This is a genomic window from Streptomyces sp. NPDC043870 (genome assembly GCF_056435785.1).
Genome location: NZ_JBWKDT010000020.1, coordinates 23,072 through 44,681, shown reverse-complemented (window position 1 = coordinate 44,681; position 21,610 = coordinate 23,072). Strand labels below are relative to the sequence as shown.

15 protein-coding genes are annotated in these 21,610 nt (G+C 70.8%); 7 read left to right on the top strand and 8 right to left on the bottom strand.

Annotated elements, in window-relative coordinates:
- Positions 1-164: 164 nt before the first annotated feature.
- Both AC0699_RS23390 and AC0699_RS23385 read right to left on the bottom strand, forming a co-directional pair.
- Complete coding sequence (locus AC0699_RS23390; protein WP_478663400.1) at positions 165-812, bottom strand: response regulator; 648 nt, start codon at positions 810-812, stop codon at positions 165-167.
- A complete protein-coding gene (locus AC0699_RS23385; protein WP_478663398.1) occupies positions 809-2,041 on the bottom strand; it encodes a sensor histidine kinase in 1,233 nt (410 codons plus the stop codon). The genes AC0699_RS23390 and AC0699_RS23385 overlap by 4 nt, the downstream gene beginning before the upstream one ends.
- 154 nt (positions 2,042-2,195) lie before the next feature.
- Between AC0699_RS23385 and AC0699_RS23380 the strand changes: the two genes are divergently transcribed.
- Positions 2,196-2,939 (top strand): ABC transporter ATP-binding protein, encoded by a 744-nt coding sequence (locus AC0699_RS23380; protein WP_478663395.1) that lies wholly within the window; start codon positions 2,196-2,198, stop codon positions 2,937-2,939.
- Positions 2,939-5,452 (top strand): ABC transporter permease, encoded by a 2,514-nt coding sequence (locus AC0699_RS23375; RefSeq protein ID WP_478663393.1) that lies wholly within the window; start codon positions 2,939-2,941, stop codon positions 5,450-5,452. The genes AC0699_RS23380 and AC0699_RS23375 overlap by 1 nt, the downstream gene beginning before the upstream one ends.
- A gap of 88 nt (positions 5,453-5,540) precedes the next feature.
- Here the strand turns inward: AC0699_RS23375 and AC0699_RS23370 are convergent, their stop codons facing one another.
- From AC0699_RS23370 to AC0699_RS23360, 3 genes are read right to left on the bottom strand one after another with little or no spacing between them, the layout of a single operon-like run.
- Entirely contained in the window at positions 5,541-7,613 is a 2,073-nt protein-coding gene (locus AC0699_RS23370; protein WP_478663391.1) for a glycosyl hydrolase family 95 catalytic domain-containing protein, read from the bottom strand.
- An 18-nt stretch (positions 7,614-7,631) separates the two neighbouring features.
- Entirely contained in the window at positions 7,632-8,555 is a 924-nt protein-coding gene (locus AC0699_RS23365) for a hypothetical protein (protein ID WP_478663389.1), read from the bottom strand.
- Positions 8,556-8,604: 49 nt separating this feature from the next.
- Positions 8,605-9,432 (bottom strand): aspartyl/asparaginyl beta-hydroxylase domain-containing protein, encoded by an 828-nt coding sequence (locus AC0699_RS23360; RefSeq protein WP_478663388.1) that lies wholly within the window; start codon positions 9,430-9,432, stop codon positions 8,605-8,607.
- Positions 9,433-9,715: 283 nt separating this feature from the next.
- Between AC0699_RS23360 and AC0699_RS23355 the strand changes: the two genes are divergently transcribed.
- The 5 genes from AC0699_RS23355 to hisC all read left to right on the top strand — a co-directional run bounded on the left by AC0699_RS23355 (position 9,716) and on the right by hisC (position 17,917).
- A complete protein-coding gene (locus AC0699_RS23355; protein ID WP_478663382.1) occupies positions 9,716-10,660 on the top strand; it encodes an ABC transporter ATP-binding protein in 945 nt (314 codons plus the stop codon).
- Positions 10,657-11,469: an ABC transporter gene (locus AC0699_RS23350; protein WP_478663380.1), complete on the top strand. Its 813-nt coding sequence runs from the start codon at positions 10,657-10,659 to the stop codon at positions 11,467-11,469. Before AC0699_RS23355 ends, AC0699_RS23350 begins: the two co-directional genes overlap by 4 nt.
- Before the next feature lie 352 nt (positions 11,470-11,821).
- On the top strand, positions 11,822-12,955 hold the full coding sequence (locus AC0699_RS23345) for a cytochrome P450 (RefSeq protein ID WP_478663378.1): 1,134 nt from the start codon (positions 11,822-11,824) through the stop codon (positions 12,953-12,955).
- Positions 12,956-12,976: 21 nt separating this feature from the next.
- Positions 12,977-15,727 carry a ferritin-like domain-containing protein gene (locus AC0699_RS23340; RefSeq protein WP_478663375.1) on the top strand — a complete coding sequence of 917 codons (2,751 nt, stop codon included), beginning with the start codon at positions 12,977-12,979 and terminating at the stop codon, positions 15,725-15,727.
- A 72-nt stretch (positions 15,728-15,799) separates the two neighbouring features.
- Positions 15,800-17,917, top strand: coding sequence for a histidinol-phosphate transaminase (gene hisC, locus AC0699_RS23335; protein WP_478663373.1), 2,118 nt, complete (start codon positions 15,800-15,802; stop codon positions 17,915-17,917).
- A 76-nt stretch (positions 17,918-17,993) separates the two neighbouring features.
- Here the strand turns inward: hisC and AC0699_RS23330 are convergent, their stop codons facing one another.
- The 3 genes from AC0699_RS23330 to AC0699_RS23320 all read right to left on the bottom strand — a co-directional run bounded on the left by AC0699_RS23330 (position 17,994) and on the right by AC0699_RS23320 (position 21,591).
- Positions 17,994-18,827 (bottom strand): alpha/beta fold hydrolase, encoded by an 834-nt coding sequence (locus AC0699_RS23330; protein ID WP_478663371.1) that lies wholly within the window; start codon positions 18,825-18,827, stop codon positions 17,994-17,996.
- Positions 18,828-18,834: 7 nt separating this feature from the next.
- Positions 18,835-21,285, bottom strand: coding sequence for a penicillin acylase family protein (locus tag AC0699_RS23325; RefSeq protein WP_478663369.1), 2,451 nt, complete (start codon positions 21,283-21,285; stop codon positions 18,835-18,837).
- 81 nt (positions 21,286-21,366) lie between these two features.
- Positions 21,367-21,591 (bottom strand): MbtH family protein, encoded by a 225-nt coding sequence (locus AC0699_RS23320; protein ID WP_478663366.1) that lies wholly within the window; start codon positions 21,589-21,591, stop codon positions 21,367-21,369.
- Positions 21,592-21,610: the final 19 nt, after the last annotated feature.

The following is a 21,610-nucleotide window of genomic DNA, read 5'->3' as shown; positions in this document are numbered from 1 at the left end:
GATTCCCTTCACTACGGACGAACGATGTCGGTCGCCCCCACTTTGGTGGTGGCTGCGCCGGGACGATCGGCCGGGCCGGCTCCCGCAGTCGGCCGGGACGGAAGAAGCCTGCCCGACTCGCGCCGGACAGGCCCCGTGTTTCAGCCGCGCCGTAATCGCCCTTCTCAGCTCATGCCGGCGTCGCGGGCGAGGAGCGCCACCTGGACACGGTTCGAGAGCCCCAGTTTGGCGAGTGCACGGCTCACATGGGACTTCACCGTGCCCTCGCTCATGGCCAGTTCACGGCCGATCTCGGCGTTCGACAGGCCCCGGGCCACGGCTCGGACCACGTCCTCTTCGCGGTCGGTCAGTACCGCCAGTCGTTCGCGGGCCTTCGCGGAGTCGCCCGATTCCAGTCCGGCGAATGTGTCGATCAGCCGTTTGGTGATCCTGGGCGTGAGCATCGCGCTTCCTTCGGCGATCGTGCGCACGGCGCCCGCGAGGTCGCGCGGCGAGGTGTCCTTGAGGAGGAAACCGGCCGCGCCGCTCCGCAGCGCGGTGTGCACGTAGTCGTCGAGGTCGAAGGTGGTCAGCATGATGACGCTGGGCGCGCCTGGCGATCGGCGCAGCTCCTTGAGCGCGGTCAGTCCGTCCATGCCGGGCATGCGTACGTCCATGAGCACGACGTCCGGGCGGTGCTTGGCCACTGCGGTCACGGCCTGACTGCCGTCGCTCGCCTCGGCGACCACCTCGATGTCCTCGGCCGGATCCAGGATCATGCGCAACCCGGCCCGTACCAGCGCTTCGTCGTCAACGACCAGGACCCGGATCACTTGTGTTCCTCCATGACGTGCGTGGAAATGGGAAGCCGTGCGCGGACCGAGAAACCGCCGCCCGCTCTCTGCTCCGCGGTGAATTCGCCGTCCAGCAGCTCGACGCGTTCTCGCAGCCCGACGAGACCCATGCCGCTGCCCGGCAGCGACTCGACGAGGCCGTCGGGGGCGTCGTTGCGCACGGCGATCTCCAGATCGGAGGGGTGATAGCGGACGAGGACTTCGGTGCGGGCCGCCCCGGCGTGCTTGTGCACATTCGTGAGGGCTTCCTGCACCACGCGGTATGCGGCGTGTTCGAGCAGGGTGGGCAGCCGCTGCGGCGTACCTTCGTCGCGTCTGCTGACGGACATGCCGGCGGCGCGCGACTGGTTGAGGAGCCTTTCGAGGTCCACCAGCGTGGGCTGCGGTCCGAGTGCGATTCCTCCGCCGTCCGAGGCCTTCAGCACGCCGATGACATCCCTCAGCTGTGCCAGGGCCTCACGGCCCGTGGTCCGGATGAGCTCCGCCGCGACCGCGGTCCCCTCGTCCTTCGCGTTGATCTCCAGGGCCCCGGCGTGCAGCACCATCAGCGAGACCCGGTGGGCGACCACGTCGTGCATGTCCCGGGCGATGCGGGCGCGTTCCTGCAGGCGCGCCTGTTCCGCACGGGCCGTCTGCTCCCGCTCCAGTTGCTCCGCCCGCTCGTGCAGGCTCTCGACCACGTCCCGGCGGGCCTTGTTCCACAGTCCGAGGGCGAAAGGCAGCCAGACGAACAGCCCGGCGCCGCCGAGCGACGAGAGCATGTCTCCCCAGACGACCCCCGGCAGCCCGATGGCCAGGCCCGTGGTCGTCGGGAGCACCGTGATCGCACTGGCGCCCGCCACGTAGGACATCTGCTGGAGCGGTCTGCGCACGGTGGAACCGACGACGTACGACGCGACGCACAGCGTGGCCCAGACGGAGGTCAGGACCCATGAGACGCATCCGGCCAGGACGACCGGCCGACGCATGCGCGGAAGGACCAGGACCGCGGCCGCGGAGCCGGCCGCCACGACCACGGCCAGGATCAGGGCCGGCAGCGGGGTGAGGCCCAGTTCCGCCTGTACGTGGGGGACCGGCCGGCCGTCGATGGGGAAGAATGCGCCGGCGACGAGCGCGACCGCCAGCAGTCTCAGGCCCCAGCGGTCCAGCCATCGCCGTACGCGCGCTCGGAGTGCTGGTTCGGTGGTCGTCCGCGTACGTCGGGTCACACGCCGAGCGTAGTTCGTCCACCAGGTCGCCGGCGTCCGCCGTGCGTCTGTACGCGCCCCCCACGAAGGTTGGGTGTGTCCGTGACCTAAGTGGGGCGTGACGGTGGACTTTCCGGCGACGTGCGCGGGGGCCCGTTCTCGCAGACTCGCTTCCATGACACAGACAACAGCCGCTGTCCGGGCCTCGGGACTGGGCAAGCACTACGGATCCGGCGACGCCCGGGTGACCGCCCTCGCGGGCGTCGATGTGCAGTTCATGCGCCAGGAGTTCACCGCCATCATGGGCCCTTCCGGCTCCGGGAAGTCGACGCTGATGCACTGCGTCGCGGGCCTGGACCAGGCCGATGAGGGCACCGTGTGGATCGGGGACACCGAGCTGACCGGGCTGAGCGACGACGCCCTCACCGATCTGCGCCGGGACCGCGTGGGGTTCGTCTTCCAGGCGTTCAATCTGCTGCCCACCCTCACGGCCCTGGAGAACATCCTTCTGCCGTTCGACCTCGCCGGGCGCAAGCCCGACAAGGAGACGCTGGACAGGATCATCACCACGGTGAACCTCCGGGACCGGCTGCACCACCGGCCCAGCCAGCTCTCCGGCGGCCAGCAGCAGCGCGTCGCCTGTGCCAGGGCCCTGGTCACCCAGCCGGATGTGGTGTTCGCCGACGAGCCGACCGGTGCGTTGGACTCCGGCGCCTCCGCGGAGCTGCTCCGGTTCCTGCGCCAGAGCGTCGACGACCTCGGCCAGACCGTGGTGATGGTGACCCATGAACCCAGTGCCGCCGCCTTCGCCGACCGGGTGCTCTTCCTCAAGGACGGTGCTCTCGTGGACGAGATCCTCGCACCGACCGCGGACAGCGTGCTGGAGCGGATGAAGTCCTTCGAAAGGGCCGTTGCCTGATGCTGAGGACCATGCTGCGCGATCTGCTCGCGCACAAGGGCCGTGTGGTGATGACGCTCGTGGCCATCGCCCTGGGTGTCACCGCGACGGTCGGCAGCTGGGTGGTGAGCGACTCCATCGCCGCGACGCTCACCCTGCGAAAGACGCGGGAGGACGTCAGCGTCGCGGTGCAGAGCCCGGGCAAGGATCCGGTACTCGGCGCTGCCGAACGCGAACGGCTGGCCGGGCTGCCGGGCGTCGCCAGGGCCGAGGGGGTGACCGTCGCGCGGGCCGGCATCGTCGGACGCGACGGCAAGCTGGTCAAGGCGAGCACGGTTCTGGACCGGGCCGGTACGAACTGGAGCAGCGACAAGCGCTTCACGGTGGACGCGGGCGAGGCGCCCAAGGGATCGGGCCAGGTCGCGCTCAACCGGGCCGATGCCGAGACCGCCGGTTTCGCCGTGGGCGACACTGTGCGCGTCCTGCTCTCAGGCGGCCGTTCGGACCAGGCCAAGGTGACCGCCCTGTTCACGTACCACCGTCTGGGACCGCAGGCGGAGGCGGACTCGGACGAGGCGTCCGACGCGGTTCCGGTGGTGGCCTACGACAACGCCACCGCCGCGAAGGTCCTCGGTCCCCGCTTCCACCGCGTCGAGCTGACGGCTGCGCCCGGGACCACCCCCGCCGCGCTCGCGGACGCCGTACGCGGCGCCGTGCCCGACACCTACCCCGTGGCGACGGGCAAGGCTCTGGCCGACGCCGCGGCCGCGCAGTCCGAGGACGAGGCGCAGGACCTGAGGCTGACGATGCTGCCGTTCGCCGCGGTCGCGCTGATGGTCGGGATGTTCGTCATCGCCAACACCTTCACGATGCTGGTCAGCCAGCGCACCCGGCAGTTCGCGCTGCTGCGCGCCGTCGGCGCGCGCAAGCGGCAGGTGCGGACCGGGATCATCGTGGAGGCGGCCGTGCTGGGCCTGGCCGGCGGCACGATCGGTTCACTGGCGGGGGTCGCGATCGGTCCCCTGATGATCACTGTGCTGCGGCCGGACGACAACGTCGAGTTCACCGTCCGGCCGGTCGCGATCCTGCTGGGCTTCGGCGTGGCCGTCCTGGTGACGGTGCTGGCCGCGTACAACTCGGCGCGGCGCGCCGCCGCCGTGCCTCCGGTGGCCGCGCTGCGCACCGACGCGGTCGTCCCCCGTGAAACCAAGCGGCGGCGGAACCTGCTGGGGGTCGCTTTCCTGGTCGTCTCCGCGGTGATGGTCATCGCCACGGCGGACCCGAACTCCTCTAACACCTTGCGCATCATCGCGCTGGTGGGCACGGTCCTCGGTGTCATCGGCATGATTCTGCTCGCTCCTTTCTTCGCCGAGAAGGTGCTGCATCCGGTCACCCGGTTCCTCGGGGTGAGGAGTGGGCCGGCCGTCCGGCTGGGTCTGCGCAGCGCCGCCGGCGATCCGCGGCGTACGGCGGGCACCGCGACCGCCATCACGGTCGGCCTGGGGCTGGTGTGTGCCTTCGCCACACTCAGCGCGTCCTTCTCCGGACTGATCGCCTCGACGACCCGGGCCAACGTGCCGATCACGACCACGGTGCTGCAGTCGGCCGCCGGTGGTGAGTCGACCCTCACGCCGGCGGAGGCGGACCATGTCCGTGGGCTGCCGGGCGTCGACCACGTCGCCGCGAGCCGCGATGTGCTGGTCGGTCTGTCCTACGCGGGCGGCGAGACCGTCCGGCGGATCTCCGCGATCGAGCCCGAGGCGCTGAAGACGGTGCTGACGCCCAACATCACTGCGGGCAGCCCCGATCTGACGCGGGGCGTGGTCATCTCGCAGAACCAGGCCGACATGCTGGACCTGGGCATGGGCGACGAGCTCACGCTGAAGCTGGACGCCACGACGTCGGTCACGCAGTCCGTGGTGGGCATCTACGACGCCACGGAGTTGCAGGCGAGTATCTTCCTGGACGTGGCGCAGGCACCGCAGGCGCTGCGCAAGCAGATCACCCTCCTGTATGCCTCGGGGGCCGACCCGGACAAGGCGCGCGAGAGCATCGAAGCGGCGTTCCGCGACCGCCCCGATGTGGCCGTGACCGACCGTGAGGGCCTGGTCCAGCAGGGGGTCGACCAGCAGCGGTTCGCCTTCACCCTGATGTACGCCATGTTCGGCGTGGCGATCGTGATCGCGGTGTTCGGTGTCGTCAACACGCTGGTGCTGTCGGTCATGGAACGCACCCGTGAGATCGGTGTGATCCGCGCAGTGGGCGCCAAACGGCTCCTGGTGCGCCGGACGATCAGGGCGGAGAGCATCGCGATCTCCTTGTTCGGCGCGCTCCTGGGGGTCGTCGTGGGTGTTCCGGCGGGCGCCGTGATGCAGCACGCCATGTTCGGACAGCGGTTGTGGGACTTCACGATGCCGTTCACCGTGATCGGCCTCGCGCTGATCGGGATCGCCGTCGCCGCCGTGCTGGCGGCGATGTGGCCGGCCCGCCGAGCGGCCAACACCAACATGCTGGCGGCGATCGCCAGCGAATAGCCCGGCGGGGGCGGCACAGCGCCCCACGGCGAAAGACCGGGGCCGGTGAACATCCACCGGCCCCGCCTCGCTGTTCCGTCCCTCGTCGTCAGCCGGGCATGCCCCAGCGGCGGCCACTGCCCGTCGCGGGCACCTCATGCGCCTCGAAGACCGGGTCGGCACCACGGCGTACGACGGTCAGTGTTTCGCCCTTGGCGGGCCGGAGCAGAGCCGTACCCGGGGCGGCCCGGCGTACCGCAGCCCGGCGGCCCGGGGCCTCGTCGCCGGGGCGGCTCACCCACACCTCGGCATCACCCTCGATGCCGTGCCGCAGGGTGAGTGGCCGGCCCGACTCGCTGCGCACCCGCACCCACTGCGTGCGCCCGTCGTGGCGCGCCGCGTCGACGACGAACCCGCCCGGCGCGCGCAGCCCGGCGACACGGACGTCCTTCCAGCCCTCGGGTACGGCGGGGAACACGTCGACCGGGCCGTCCTCGGCACCGACGAGGAGTTCGAGGAGGGCCTGCCCCGCCTCGAAGGGGGCCGCCGTGAACGGTGATGTGCCGTGGGCGTAAAGGGAGTTCGGCGACAGTGCGTCGTCGCCGGTCGCCCCCGTGCCGGTGCCCGTTCCCGTGCCCGTGCCCGTGCCCGTGCCCGTCAGATGGTGCAGCATCTCCAGCGCCCGTCGCGCGTCGCGCAGGGCCGCGGCCATGGAGGCGCCCAGGGCGTAGGACCCGCCGTGCCAGGCGTCCCGCATGCCCGACCAGTGGTCGAAGCTGCGCCGCATCAGCTCGCGGTCACCGTGGTCGCTCCACACCCTCTCGCGCAGGGGCAGCAGCCACAGCAGATGCGAGGGCACCGGATGGGAGCGGCTCGCCCGGACGCCGGCTCCGATCATGACGCCGGTGTCGTCGTGGTGATACGGGGCGAGCCGGGCGGCGATGTCCTGCCAGCCGGCCATGCGTGGCTCGGTCACGCCGAGTCGGCGGGTGGCGGTGATCAGCGTCGTCACCGCCCACCGCACGAGGGAGAGGTCGTAGGTGCAGTCGCTGACATCGGCCTGGCCGGGCGAGTGCATGACGGGCAAGTGCAGCAGTCCGTCCACGCCCTCGACGAGGAAGCCGGCGTAGAAGTCCACCGCCCGGCACAGCGCGGGCCGCAGGAGGTCCCGCAGAACGCGCCGGTCGTCCGTGTAGCGGTAGGCCTCCCACAGCGCGAGCGCGCCCGAGGCGCGCACCGGGTTCTCCGTACGTCCGGCCTTCGACCCCACTCCGGGCAAGGCACTGGTCAAGTGGTCGTGGTTGTGGTGCGCTCCGTGCTCCAGCGCCGTGGCGACCGGGCCGATGTCGAGGTGGTTGGCCGGGCCGAGCAGCACAGGGGCGTGGCCGAGGAGCTCGGGGGCGGCGTTGGTGACGGCGGCCAGGGTGTACATCTGGATCCAGTGGAACCGCTGGAGGGTCCTGTCCGGCAGGGAAACGTAGCCGCGCCGGTAGAAGGCCTGCCACCATGCGCGGTGCCGGGCGACCATCCCGTCCGGATCGTCCGTCAGCAGGGCGCGCAGCGCGCCCTCGTCGCTCCGGGAACCTTCCCCGGGCGAGGCGGCGAGCAGCTGGTGGGCGCCGCCGCCCTGACGTACCCAGGTTAGGGGCCGCGCCCGGCTGCCCGGCGACGGGCTGGTGAAGGAGACCTCTTCGCCTCCTTCCGCGGTCGTGCGGAGGAGGAGAGCCGGACTGTACCGGTCCACCATCGCCGTGAAAGCGACACTGCCCCTGGTGGTGGTGAGCCGTCCGGTCAGCTCGGCGTTCCACAGGTCCAGTACGCAGGCCAGGCCGGTGGGCGTACCGAGCGGAACCATGTCCAGTTGGCCGGGGAACGGGTCGGTGGGGCGCGTGCCGGGTCCGCCGAGGAGAAGGCGCACCCCGCGTCCGCCCGGTGCGGCGACGAGCTGCGCGGCCAGTCGGCCATTGCCCAGGTACGGTGCGGCGTGCCGGTCCTCCGGCAGCCGCGCCCATTCCATGCGGGCGTCCCGTACCGCGCGTTCGTACGGGTCGTCGGCCGCTTCCCGGCCCGCGGCCGCCCAGGCGCCCGACGCTCCCGTCGCCCAGGCGGCACCGGACACGGCAGCCAGGCCCGTTCCCGCCGAGGTACGAATGAAGGTCCGTCTGCCGAATCCGGCGTTCACTGTCGAGGACCTCCGGCTTCAGTCGATGTGCAGGTAGCGGCGGAACGAGTCGACCGGCCACGCCAGTTCGGCCACGGCGGCGGGTGCGGCTTCCCCGGCCAGCAGCAGGACGCGGTCGACGGCACGGGCCAGTTCGGGGGCGCCGGCGGGCGGGCCGTCGACCATCAGGGCGCGCAGCTCCCCGAGGCAGCGGCGGCCGATCGGCGTCAGCCCGAGAATCTCGTCGAAACCGGCCCACCCCGCGGCGTAGGCGCTCTTGGCGGGTGGCGCTCCGGCGCCGGCGACGATCGAGCTGCGCAGCAGTTCGCGCAGCGCCACGCAGACGAGCGTGAAGTCGCCGTGCGCCTGGAGGAACCGGCCCGCGTGCGCGTGGTCATGGGCCATGTGCAGCCGCACCAGCGCTTCAGTGAGCAGTTCGACCGGAACCCGGTCGCGCCGGCGTTCCGCCTCCAGCAGGGCGGGAACGGGGTTCTGTTGCGGCACCGAAGCGGTGCTGATGCCCGTCGAGTCCGTGTCCGTTGAGTCCGTGTCCGTGGAGTCCGTACGGTCCAGGACGGTCCTCGCGCCGTCCGGTGGCTGCGCTGCCGGGGTGCCGGCCGCGACGGCACGGATGCGCAGCCGTGTCAGCCGGCCGGAGTGCGCGACGAGGTGTACGGCTTCGAGGGCGTGCGGCGCCGACAGGTCGCACCAGCCCGGCAGGACCGTACCGACCTGGCTCTGCATCAGCGTGTCCAGTACGTTCCAGAAGTCGCCGAGCCGGTCGCCGCGCACCTCGGCCACCAGGAACAGTTCGCCGCCCCCGGCCTCCTCGGCCGTGGGCAGGGCGGCGTGCACGCGGCACACCGACGGGCTCCCGCCCACCTTGTCCACGACGTGGTCCAGCAGCGCGACAAGTGCGGATCGGCCGGCCTCGGCCAGGTCCATGACGAGTGATGCGGGCATGGTGGCTCCTCGCGATGGCGGGACTCGGGGCAGGGATGGTCGGGGCGGTTCAGTCGAGGCAGAGCATGACGTTCTTCTTCGCCGCCCAGGCGTCGGCCCGCTCCTCGTCGCCGAGGCGCTGGTACGTACTGACGATGAGGTCGTAGACCGTCCCGTCCGGCATGGAATAGCGGTAGAAGAGCCGCAACAGCGAGTGCTCTGCGGCGGCGTGGTATCCCATCCCGGCCAGCATGACGGCCCGGTCGAGATGGTCGGCGAGTTCCTTCTTGGACGGCTCGGGCAGCAGGTCGACGGCCGCGCCGTGGAGGCCCATGTCCGCCGTCAGTTCGTCGAAGGCCTCGTCGCCGTAGCAGTCCATGATGATGTGAAGACGGTCCGGGCCGGTGAGATTGCACGCGCCGTGCGCATGCGTCGGCATGAGCCACCACATGGCGCCGTACGCCATGTGGACCCGCGCTCCGCCGATGACCAGGGCACTGGAGCAGTTCGTCTGCAGCGGGATGTGCAGTCGGTGGTGCTTTTCCTCGGAGAGCTCGTTGTAGTCCTTGTGCTCCCACAGGAAGGAGTTGGGCTGCAGGCGGGCTATCCGGACCCACATGTAGCTCAGGCCGAACGACCGGAGCAGTTCCCGGGTGGCCGGCATCTCCTCCAGGAGCGTGGTCTCCTTGGCCTCGCAGTCCCGGATCGTGGCGTCCGTCGGATCGCCGCTGTCGTTGTAGAGAGACAGCGTTTTCCAGCCGCCGCTCTGATACTCGCCGTACTCCGTCGCCAGGCTTCCGGGCACCGTCAGTGCCTCACGCCCGACAAGGTCCAGTGTGTACGGGTCCATTGCGCGGATGCGCCCGACCTGCTCCGCCAACGTGGAGAGGGCATTCACCGAACGTCTTCCTTCCTGTTTGCCGGTGATTCCGCCGCGAAATACTGGTTCAGGCGCCAACCCATTACCGCACCGGCAACTGGACCCTACAACTGGGGCAAGAGACAGTCACCGTTCTTAAGTCCCCGACGAAAAATACTCCCCCAGGGGCTCGTCGACGGACCGCCGGAAGCCGCGGCCCGCCCCCTACGAAAGTGGCAGACAGCCGATTCCCATCGTCGGATGTGCCGACGCGCCCCGATTTCTAGGGTGGTGGACATCGGCGCACCAACAGGGAGCATGCATGATCAGCCTCAGCGGGCTTACGAAGCGCTACGGTACGGTCACCGCGGTGGACGGCTTGAGCCTCGAGATCAAGCCGGGCCGTGTGACCGGCTTCCTCGGCCCCAACGGCGCCGGGAAGTCCACCACCATGCGGATGATCCTCGGCCTGGACCGTCCCACCGCCGGCGAGGCGCTGGTCAACGGCAAGCCGTACGAGGAACTGCGCCACCCCCTGCGGGAGGTCGGCGCCCTCCTGGACGCCAAGGCACTGCATCCCGGACGGACCGCGAGGAGCCACCTGCTGGCCATGGCCCGCAGCAACGGCATCCCGCGCCGGCGGGTCGACGAGGTGCTCGAGGTGGTCGGCCTGACATCGGTCGCGGGGCGGCGGGTCGGGCTCTTCTCCCTCGGCATGGGACAGCGCCTGGGCATCGCCGGAGCGCTGCTCGGCGATCCGGGGGTGCTGATCTTCGACGAGCCGGTGAACGGCCTCGACCCCGACGGGGTGCGCTGGGTCCGCCGGATCGCCCGCTCGCTGGCCGAGGAGGGCCGGACGGTCTTCCTCTCCAGTCACCTGATGAGCGAGATGCAGCAGACCGCGGACCAGGTCGTCGTCATCGGCAAGGGCAAGCTGATCGCCGACACGCCGATCCTGGAGCTGATCGAGCGCAGTGGCCTGGGCACGGTGCGGGCGCGGGTCCCGGAGCCACGCAGCCGCGAGGAGCTGGCGCTGCGCATCGCGTCGGCGGGCTTCACCGCGGACCGCTCAGGGGACGACGTGCTGATCGTGCGCGGTGCGACGGCCGAGCGGGTGGGTGACCTGGCGCACGAGGCCGGTGCCCGACTGCATGAACTGCGCATGCAGGAGCCCTCACTTGAAGAGGCGTACATGGAACTGACCTCCGAGAGCGTCGAGTACGGCACATCCCGGAGCGCGAACCGAACAGACGGGTTGGACGCATGAACGACAAGACGACGACCGCTCCCGTGGCGGTGGCCCACGGCCGTGGCGGACTGCCGGGCGCCGCCGCCGCCGAGTGGACCAAGCTGTGGACCGTACGCTCCACATGGGTCTGTCTGGCCTCCACGGCCGCGCTCCTCATCGCGTACACCGTCATCGTGGGGGTCTCCGCCCGGTCCTCGACGCAGGCGGCCTCGGGCGGCGGACTGCCGACCGCGCCGCTGGACAACATCGGCACCGGCGTCATGTTCATGGGGCAGTTCGCCGTGCTCGCCATGGCGACCATGGTCATCGCGGCCGAGTACGCGACCGGCAGCATCCGGTCCACCCTGCAGTGGGTGCCGGTGCGGCACCGCATGCTCCTGGCCAAGGGCCTGGTGCTGTTCCCGGTGCTGTTCGTGACCGGCCTGGTGCTCACACCGGTGGCGCTGGGCTCGGCGATCGCGTCGCTGGGCGATGTCGCGGATCCGGTGAACCTTGGCGCGACCGTCCGCCAAGCGCTGGCCGTCGGCGGCTACCTCGGCGCGGTCGGCGTGATCATCATCGGGATCGGTGCGGCGGTACGCAGTGTCGCGGGCACCCTCACCGTGGGGTTCCTGGTGCTGCTGGTGCTGCCCATGACCCTGCAGTCCATCTCGGTGGAGTTCCTCGCGAAGGCCGCCGACTACCTGCCCGGCCCGGCCGGCATGGCGCTCATGGGTGTCTCCGAGAACGACACGTACGGTGCCCCCGCGGCCGTCGCGCTGCTGGCCTTCTGGGCCCTGGCCGCCAACACGGCCGGGTACTGGGTGCTGCGCACCCGCGACGCCTGAAGGCACGCCCGCCCCGCACGGGGCGCCCCCGTCGTCCCGGGCCCCTACATCCCCCGGGGGGCCCGGGACTCCAGCCCCGAGGGAATGCTGATTAAGCGGTGATGAAAAGAAACTGGCGGGGACCATATTCTCACGAGCAATGCCCGCCAACTCCGCCCAATAGCAGAACGATCGACACTGACAGGGCAACGGAGCTGCGTTAGTCTCCAGTTGCCCGTCAGCCGTCAATTGCCTCTGGTGGAGTCTCATGCTGTCTTCTGGGCCAGAAATCAACGATAACGCGGCCCGTCCTCTGGACAAGGAGGTGGCGGAATTCTATTCGTGGCTGACGCACATGCGTCATACCGGTCCAGTGGGATACGACGAGTCCATCCGCGCCTGGCAGGTATTCGGTTACGACGAGGCACAGAAGGTGCTGTCCGACCCTTCCTTCTCGGCCGACATGCGCGCGGCGAGCCGGGCCGCCGGAATTGACACCTTCGTTCCGCCGGTCATCGAGCGGCTGACCTCTGCCAGTTTCTTCACCATGGATCCGGCCACCCACCGCTCGTTCCGCGGCCTGGTGAGCCAGGCGTTCTCCCGGCGTCTGGTGAACCGGCTGACACCCAGGGTCGCCGAGACGGCCACCGGCATCCTGGACGAGCTCGACGGCCTGGAGCACTTCGATCTGCTCGACCGGTTCGCCTACCCCCTGCCGATGATCGTGCTGTGTGAGCTGCTGGGGGTGCCCCACGACGACCGGCGCGCCTTCCAGAGCTGGGCGGCCATCCTGACCGACCCGGCAGCGCAGGCCGCGGCCGGTGGCGGCCAACTCGGGGACGGACTCGAGCAGTTGGAGCAGTACCTCCACGAACTGGTCCGCCGGCGCCGCGAGGAGCCAGGCACGGACCTGCTCAGCCGGCTGGCCACGGCCGAGGTCGACGGCGAGCAGCTGACGGCCGATGACGTCGTGAGCCTGGCCGCGGTCATGCTTCTCGCCGGCCACAACACCACGACCATGCTGCTGGCGAACCTCGTCGTGTGCCTGGACGAGAACCCGGCCGCCGCGGCCGCGATACGTGCCGACCGCACCCTGATCCCCTCGGCCATCGAAGAGGTCTTCCGCTACCGCGGGCCGCTGCCGCGCGCCCTGCGGCTGGCGACCGAGGAATGCCGGATCGGCGAGCACATCGTGCCCGCCGGTGCTCCCGTCGCCGTCTGGACGGCGTCGGCGAACTGGGACGAGACCCAGTTCGCCCACCCGGACCGCTTCGACGTCCGCCGCACGCCCAACCGCCATCTGGGCTTCGGGCACGGCATGCACTTCTGCCTCGGCGCTCCGCTGGCCCGGGTCGTGGCCGAGAACGCCATGTCCCTGCTCCTGGACCGCTGTTCGAGCGTCGCCGTCTCCCGGAGCATCCCGCTGGAGTATCCGGCGCCCCGGGTGAACCTCGCGCCCGCCAAGCTCCCGGTGGACGTCCGCTGGGCCCGCTCCGTGAGCCGCTAGTCCGCAGGAGAGGAGAGCACCGTGTCCTACCTCGGGTTCCCCAGGCTGAACTTCGCGGGCACCATCCAGACCGACGTGGCCACGGCCAACAACGTGCCGCAGTACTTCGACAACGACCTCTTCGAACCGCGCTACCAGTGGCGGATGAACCTGCCGGACGTCAACGGGCTGTGGAATCCGCGCGGACCTGGCACGCTGCGGCTGGCCGACGTGTCCGTGACCAGCGTCTGCTTCCCGGACGGCCGACAGGTCACCGACCGGCGCGAGGACCCTGTCGTGGGCGGCCGACTGGTCGACGACGACCTGCGGACCAACGGCAAGATGGTCGACCTCGACCCGCACAACCAGATGGTGCCGGAGATCTACGGCTGGCGGCCGCGCCTGCTGGACAAGGACGGCCAGGAGGTACTGCGGGGCCACTTCCTCCCCTCCGCCGTCGAGGACCTGTGGCCGCGCGCCGTCCTTCCCTCCGGCCGTCCTGACATATCCGGGGTGTACCACTCCGTCCTCACCGGCCTGGCCTGGGCGCCCACATCCGCGTCCCCCTTCCTCCGCGCCCTGCGGGCGCTCACCCAGGACGGCATGCTCTCGGTCAAGGTCACCATGGACGCCGTCGAGGACGGCATCGAGCACTGGCCGGACAACATCACCTTCGGGCGCATCGTCGGCTCCATCGGGCCCTACTTCTCGGGGGAGCCCCAGCGCTTCCTCGCCGGGCGCAGACTGCGCAAGGCCGATGACAAGAGCCCGTTGTTCCACGCGCCGTGCCGGGTCGACGAGCGGTCGGCCACCGTCTTCGTCGACCTGGGAAACAGCATCCGGGCCACCGGGCGCGGCGGCCCGCTCGAGGACGTCGGTCCGCTCGCTCTCGCCGTACTGGACGAGGACGCCGAGCCCGAAACGCTCGCCCCGCTCGCGGGCATCGACCGAGGTTTCTACGAACGCGACGCGGGGATCGCCACCGCGCGACTGACCCGGCAGCAGCTCGCGCTGATCTCGCGGCGCCGCATCGCCGTGGTCCGCGCGGCGGACCCGCCCGTCGCCCTGCTGACCGAGAACGCCGACGCCTCATGGGTGCATGCCGACGGTTTCGTCTTCCGTCTCCACCCCGACAGCCCGCGCGAGATGGCTTCCACGACGCTGTACGCGACGCGTTTCGGGCGCCCGGCCACGGGGATGCGGCTGTTCCTGGACGCCGGCAAGGGCCCCCGGCCCCTGACCGTCCCGGAAGAGGCGGTCACCGACGCCCGGGGCCGCGCCGTGGTGGCGTTCACGGGCACGAACCCCGGCAATCCCCGCAGGACGATCGACGGCGCCCTCACCGAGGTCTCGTACGGGCCGCTGCACCGCCGGGGCGAACCGGAAGGCAAGCTCTCCATCCGCGTCTTCGACGCCTACCGGGCGCCCGCCCGCCCCACGTGGCTTCGTGACGTACAGCCCGTCCTCCAGCAGTACGCGAACCTCTACCCGGTGATGCGGGACGTGCTGGACCTGGGCAACTACAACGACGTCCTGCGGCACCGCACCTACATCAGACGGACCCTGCTCGCGTCCCCCGACTCCCCCAACCACATGCCGGTCACCCGGGATCTCTCCCCAGGAAAGCGAGACATGATCGTGAGCTGGCTGGACAGCGGCCCCCGGCCGCCGCTGCTCGACATCGGCACCGTCGACGAGCTCAGGGACGTACTGCAACAGGCGATGCTCGTGGAACTGGCGACCGTCCCGCCCTATCTGGCCGCGCTGATGTCCATCAAGCCCGGCCGCAACGTGAAGATCGCACAGCTGATACGGGCCGTCGTGCTGGAGGAGATGCAGCACATGGCGCAGGTGTGCAATCTGCTGAACGCCGTCGGCGGGCAGCCGCGGATCGGCCGCCCCGGGTTCGTGCCGACCTATCCGGGCGCGCTGCCCGCCGGTGTCCTTCCCGACCTCCAGGTCAGGCTGCGCAAGCTGTCGCTGGAGCACGTACGGGACGTCTTCATGGCCATCGAGCAGCCGCAGCACCCGATGGTGGACGGCAAGCCGTTCAAGGGCCACGTCATCTCCCCGAAGAGTGTGCGCGTCACCCGCGACGGCGAGGTGCGCCACGTGGACGACGACGCCGTCGACACGCTCAAGGCCTGGTTCTCCAAGGCCGAGTACGAGCCGCAGACCATCGCGTGGCTCTACAACCGCATCGCCCGCGCCATCATCCGCCTTGATGAGGACGGCAAGCTGTTCAGCGGGGACCCCGCCCGTCAGGTCGGATGGCCCGATGCCCCGGGAACGCTGTACAAGGTCACCGACAGTCGCTCCGCCCTCCTCGCCGTCCACCAGATCGTGGAACAGGGCGAGGGCTCTCCGCACGACCTGGACGGCGACGGTCTGGGCGATCCGGAGGAACTGGGCCACTACTACATGTTCGCGGAGATCGTCGAGGGCCGGCAGCTCGCGCGCGACAGTAGCGGCAAGTGGAGTCACACCGGCCCGACGATCCCCTTCGATCCCGACGGGGTCCACCCGGTGATCGACGACCCCGACACGTACCGGCTGCCCGCGGACTCCCTCGGGCGGCGCGAGTCACTGCGCTGCGACGCGTCCTACACCAACCTTCTCAAAGGCCTGAACCGGGTGTTCAACGGCCACCCGGAGGAGCTGGACGACGCCGTGGGGCTGATGTTCCAAGTGCAGGTAGAGGCCAAGAAGTTGTTCGCCATCCCCTCGGCGGAGGGCGCGAGGACCGTCCTGGGGCCCGCCTTCCAGTCGCCCGGCGTCAGCCTCGGCCGGTAATTGCGGCCGGCGGACCGGACAGCCGGGCGCGCGCACGCCGCACACAGGCACTTCCCAGCCAAAGGAGACACCGTGAGCCGCCCACCGACAGTGCACTCCCTCCACCGCGAGCACGAGAGGGGGGACGGGATGCTGCGACTGCACTGCAACGAGAACCCGTACGGCCCCCCACCGGGGGTGATCGCCTCGGTCACCAAGGAGCTCGAAGGCCGGTGCGCCACCTACCCGGACAGCGACGCGACCGTGCTGCGGGAGCGGTTGGCCGAGCATGTCGCCGTCACCGCGGACATGGTGGCGGTGGGCAACGGTGCCGACGAGCTCGTGCTGCTCATCACGCTGGCGTCGGCCGGCCCCGGCGAGACCGTCGTCGTCACGGAGTCGACGTTCCCCGGGTACGCCACCTCGGCGGCCGTGGCCGGGGCGACGGTCCGTACGGTCCCGCTGATCGACAACCGAGTCCCGGCCGCGGCGCTGTCGGAGGCCCTCGGCGAGGGCGCCCGTCTCGTCTTCGTCTGCAATCCGCACAACCCGACGGGCACCGTGCTCGCCCCGGCCGCCGTCGAGGAGATCCTTGGCGCCGCCGAACGCGCCGGAGTGATACCGGTCTTCGACGAGGCGTACATGGAGTTCGCCGGGCCCGGTTTCGACCACGCCATGGAGGCGGTGCGCGCGGGCCGGCGACTGCTGGTGCTGCGGACCTTCTCCAAAGCGTGGGGACTGGCCTCCCTGCGCGCCGGGTACGCCGTCGGCCCGGCGGACCTCATCGCGGGCATCCAGGACGTCCGCCGGGCGCTGCCGTTCAGCATGAACAGGCTGGCGCAGCAGGCAGCCGTGGCCGCCCTCGACAGCACGGACCACATCGCGGAGGTCCGCGAGCGCACCGCCGAGGAACGGGAGCGGCTGTGCCGGGGCCTGGAACGCCTCGGCGTGGGGTTCGTGCCCTCGGTCACCAACTTCGTCATGGCCAAAGCGCCCGGGGACAGCACCCGGTTCGCTGCACGGCTCGCCGATGAGCACGGAATACTCGTACGCGACCTGACGCACTTCGGGCATCCGGGCCATGTGCGGGTCACCGTGGGTACCGCCGAGGACACCGACCGGTTCTGTGAGGCGCTCGACAAGCTGCTCGCCTCTCCGCGCTCGCATGCCGCGCGCGGCCACGGCCTGGGAGCCGCACGGGACGTGATCGCCGTGCCGACCCTGGACGCCGTCGCCCCGGAGGACCTCTTCAACGGTTACGTCGGTGCCCACGTGGTGTTCGCGCTGACAAGGCTGGGTGTGTGGGAGCAGCTGTCCGCGCGGCCCGTGTGCACGCTCGACTCGCTCACCGCCTCCTCGGGCTCCGACGCCACCGGGCTGATGGCGATGCTGCGCGTGGCTGCCCTGCTGGGATACGTCGAACTACGGACCGGCGACACCCACACCGTCGCCCTGACGCCGGCCGGCCGGCAACTCGTACGGCTGAGGGGCTTCTTCACCTGGGGCGTCGGCGGCTACCACGACGTCCTGCGCGGACTGTCCGGTCTCGCCCTGGGCACCTCGGTCTTCGAGGGGGACATCGACCGCGACGGCGGGATGGTCGCCGTGGGCTCGGGCGAGGTGGGACGCGAGCTCATGCTGCCGCTGGAGGAGGAGGTGCTGACCACGGTCGGTTTCGGCACGGTCGCCGACCTCGGCTGCGGGGACGCCACCCGGCTGCTGCGGCTCTGCGGCGGGGACGCGGCCCGGCGCGGCACCGGCATCGAGATCAATGAGGCGGCCTGCGTGCAGGCGACCGAACGGGTCGCCGAGGCGGGGCTGTCCGATCGCATCGAGATCGTGCACGGCGACATCCTGGGCTTCTCCGACCGCACGTTCCCCGGGGTCGACCTGGTTTCCAGCTTCCTGATGATGCACGACCTGTTCGATGCCACGGGGGATCCGGTCGGGGTCATGCGCACGCTGCGCCGGGTGTTCCCGGACGCCAAGCGGTTCCTGATCGGCGACACCGTGGCCCAGGACTGGGAGCAGCACCGGGCGCCGCTGCCGGTGTTCTCGGTGGGCTTCGAACTGGTTCACGCGTTCATGGACACGCCCATCATGAACCGGACGACCTACGAGAGCGCCTTCGCCGGAGCGGGGCTGCGGGTCGAGCGGCGGGAGCCGCTCGGCGCTCCGTCGACCTGGCTGTGGCTGCTGACCGCCGAGTGAGGTGAGAGCGGGAACCACCGCACGCGAAGGCGGGGCGGTCGCCGTGGCGACCGCCCCGCCTTCGCGACCGGGTGTGTCAGCCCGCCGTGCCGGCAGGGGCGTCGGCGATGCCGGCGCGGAAGAACTCCAGGATGCTCTTGTTCACCGGTTCGGGGTTCTCGAGATAGCCGTAGTGCCCGGCGTCCGGGATGACTTCGAAGCCGGCGCCCGGGATCGTGGCCGCCAGCTCCTCCCCGGCGCGCGGCGGGGTGACCAGATCGTCGGCGAACGAGATGACGTGGCAGGGGACGCGGATGCCGGTGTACGCACGGCGGCGGTCGGGCATCGGCTCCAGGGCGAGCTGGGCGCCGCGTCCCGCTTCGTCCTGGGGTGACATCTCCATCACGTCCAGCCAGTCGACGATGGCCTGCTCGTCGTCGAGTGTCCGGGGAGCGAGGCTCTGCATCGCCTGGACCACCGCCCGGTAGCGAGCGGGGAGCGAGACCCGCTCGTCGTGCAGCTCCCGTTCGGCCCGGGCCAGGGCCGCGCGCAGCGCGTCGCTTCGGGCCCGGCCGGCCATCAGCACGGCCTGGCGCACCAGATCGGGGCGGGTCAGGGCGAGCTCCTGGGCGACGTACGCGCCCATGGAGGTGCCCACGACCCGGACCGGGCCCAGACGCAGTGTGCCGATCAGCGCGACGACGTCCGCCACCATGTCCTGGACGGTGAAGCCGTCGGCGCACACATCGGTGGGCGGGATGCCGCGGTTGTCGAAGGTGATCACGCGGTAGCCGGCTGCCGTCAGTGCCGGCACCTGGTGCATGTGCCAGGCACGGCCCCCGCTTCCCGAACCCATGATCATGACGATGGGTTCACCGGAGCCGCTGTCCTCGTAGTTGAGACGGATGCCGTTGACGGTCACGAGGGGCATGGTTCTCCTATTTCCCGGTCAGAATGCGGGTCCGCAGCTGTGGTGAGGCGAGGATCTCCCGCTGGGTGAACCGCTCACGGACCCAGGTGCCCGTGGCGTAGAGCCGTGTCTGGTCGGCGTGGTGCGGGGAGGTGGGGTCGCCGGACTGCGCGTAGGCGAGCAGCGACGAGGTGCGGGGCGCGCCCCCGTCGGGGAACTCCGTCACCTGCAGGAAGCTGGATCCGGACACCACCTCGGTGTTGCCCGCCCCGGGGTCCCATTGGGGCGTGATCACATTGAGCACGCCGAGTTGGTGCGGGCCGCCGTGGAGGGGGATGCGCTCGCCGCCCCGGACCACGTACTGGTGGTCGCCGAGTGGGGCGTCCAGGGGGATGCCGGCCGTACGGAGCTCCGCGGCCGCGTCGCCGAACGCCCGCCGCACCTCTGGGTGGTCCACCGCCAGGGTGTGGGGCGTACGCAGCGGGTCGGCGGGGTCGAAGGGCGCCTTCCACGGCCCGCCCGTCACGGTGGCGGACTTCGTCACAAAGCGCGCGAAGAGCAGCGAGCCGCGGCTGTGGCGGCTGTAGCTGCCGTCCCAGTCGGCCAGTGCCCGGCAGGCTGTCGACACGTCGACGGGTCCGTGGGACGACGGTGCCGCTCCGCCGGGGAACGACCGGCACATCGTGACGGTGTCGGCGGCGGCCAGTTCGGCGGCCCTGCTGTGGTCCCTGAAGAGCATCCGCTCCATCGTCGTGCGCGAGAAGCCCCTGCCCGGCAGCCCGTCCGTGCCGGCCAGCCGTCGCTGCACGGAGAGGATGCCTTCCTGGGTACGCAGTGAGCGCGGAGTGCCGACGTCGCCGACGATGCGGGGGTAACCGGTCAGCGGTGCCTGCGGGTTGGCCAGCCAGGGGCTGTTGTTGGAGTTGGTGACGTAGTCGTCGCGGACCAGCCGCGGGAGCCGGCCGGGTCCGAGCAGGCCGGGCTCCACCGCGTCCGGGTCGCTTCCCCAGGCGCAGGCACCGCGCGCGCCGTCGAGTACGGGGACGCCGTTGGTGGCGAACAGTCGCTGTCCCAGGGGGGTGGAGCACTTCTTCGCCAGGTCGTCGGTGACGTGCGGCACGACCTGGATGTCGGAGTAGTACGCGCTGCCCCCGCGGTCCACCGCCACGGTGTTGACCCACGGCAGGCCCTGTGAACGGGACTGCACCCGCCGCACCTCGTCGGTGTCCCTCGCCCGCCCGAGGCCGAGCCAGGTGTTCAGGGCCCGCAGGTTGGTGGCGTTGGCGTCCCGCAGCGTGTAGGCAGTGCCGTTGCCCCAGGGCAGCGGAAACCCTCCCGGTCCTGCGCTGATCACCGGCCCGTAGCGGGTCTCCCACAGCGTCCGCTCGACCGTGCCGGTCTTCCCGTCCTTCTGGCGGACCTGGACGCGGACGCGGTGGCTCTTCATCGCCTCGGGTACGCCGTCGACGACGTACCGGGTCGGCTCGCCGGGTACGAGCGGTACTTCGTACAGCCCGTAGGTGGTGGCGGTGGAGACGGTATGGGTCCACGCGACATTGTGGTTGTGGCCGATGAGCACGGCGGGGAATCCGAGCAACGAGGCGCCGGAGACGTCCAGTCGGCCGGGTATGGTCAGGTGGCTCTGCCAGAGGCGGCGCGCGCCGTGCCAGGGGAAGTGCGGGTTGGCGAGCAGCACGCTGCGGCTGCCGCTCGTACCGTCGGTGCCGATCGCGAGGGCGTTGCTGCCCAGTTCGCCATCGCCACGGGCGGAGCGGACCGCGGCGCCCAGTCCGGCCGCCGCGTCCGCGGGCGGCTCGGGGGCCGGGCCCTTTCCGGCGGGCGGGCGGGCGCCTGCGATGCCGTCCATGAAGGAGCCGGCCCCGGTCATCGTGGTGACCGCGTGGATGTGCCGGTACACGTCGATGGGGGCGATGGGACGCACCCACGCCTTACCGCGGCAGGCGGGGTCGGCGACACCCTTCGCCGTGGCCTCGGCCACATAGCGGTTGTAGCCCTGAACGTAGCCGCGCACCAGCTGCGCGACCTCAGGTTCCGGGCCGACGGGCGGCGGCTGGCCGACGAGTCGCTCGACGGTGCCGGAGTCCTTGAGCCGCTGGAAGTACACGTCGCTGGTGAGGCTGTCGGCCGCCGCGCCCAGTCCCGGGTTGGCGGGGGCGTCGGCGCCGAAGTGGCGGGAGCGCTCGGCGTTGACCGTGAGGTACGCGTCGGCGAGGACGCACACGTTGTCCTTGGCCGACGCGTACCCGTAGCCGTAGCCGAGCCCCGGGTAGCCGGCGGCCGTGATGTGCGGTACGCCGTATTCGGTGTACTGGATCACGGCACGGCGGTCGTGGACGGTCGTATCGGCGGCCGGTGTGGTGGAGGCGGGCGCGGCGGCGAGTCCCACCAGCGTGATCCCGGCCACCAGAGAGGTCACCGCCCTGCGGGTTCGTTCGGGCAGCCGGGTCACGCGCGGCATGCGTGAGGCCCCCTTTCTGTGTCGGTCCTGTCGGGTACGCCCGTCATCGAGGGCGGGGGTACGGGGGCGGGGCCGTCCGGATCAGGCGGCGTCGGCCTTCTCCATGGCCTCGATCAGGCTCTTGGGCCGCATGTCGGTCCAGTTCTCGTTGACGTAGTCGAGCGCCGACTGCCGGTCGGTCTCCTTCAGTACGACCTCCCACCCCGCGGGTACCTCCACGAAGGACGGCCACAGCGAGTGCTGGCCTTCGTCGTTGACCAGGACCAGGTACGTGCCGTCGGCGTCCTCGAACGGGTTGGTGCTCATCTGTGTTCCTCCTCAGCTG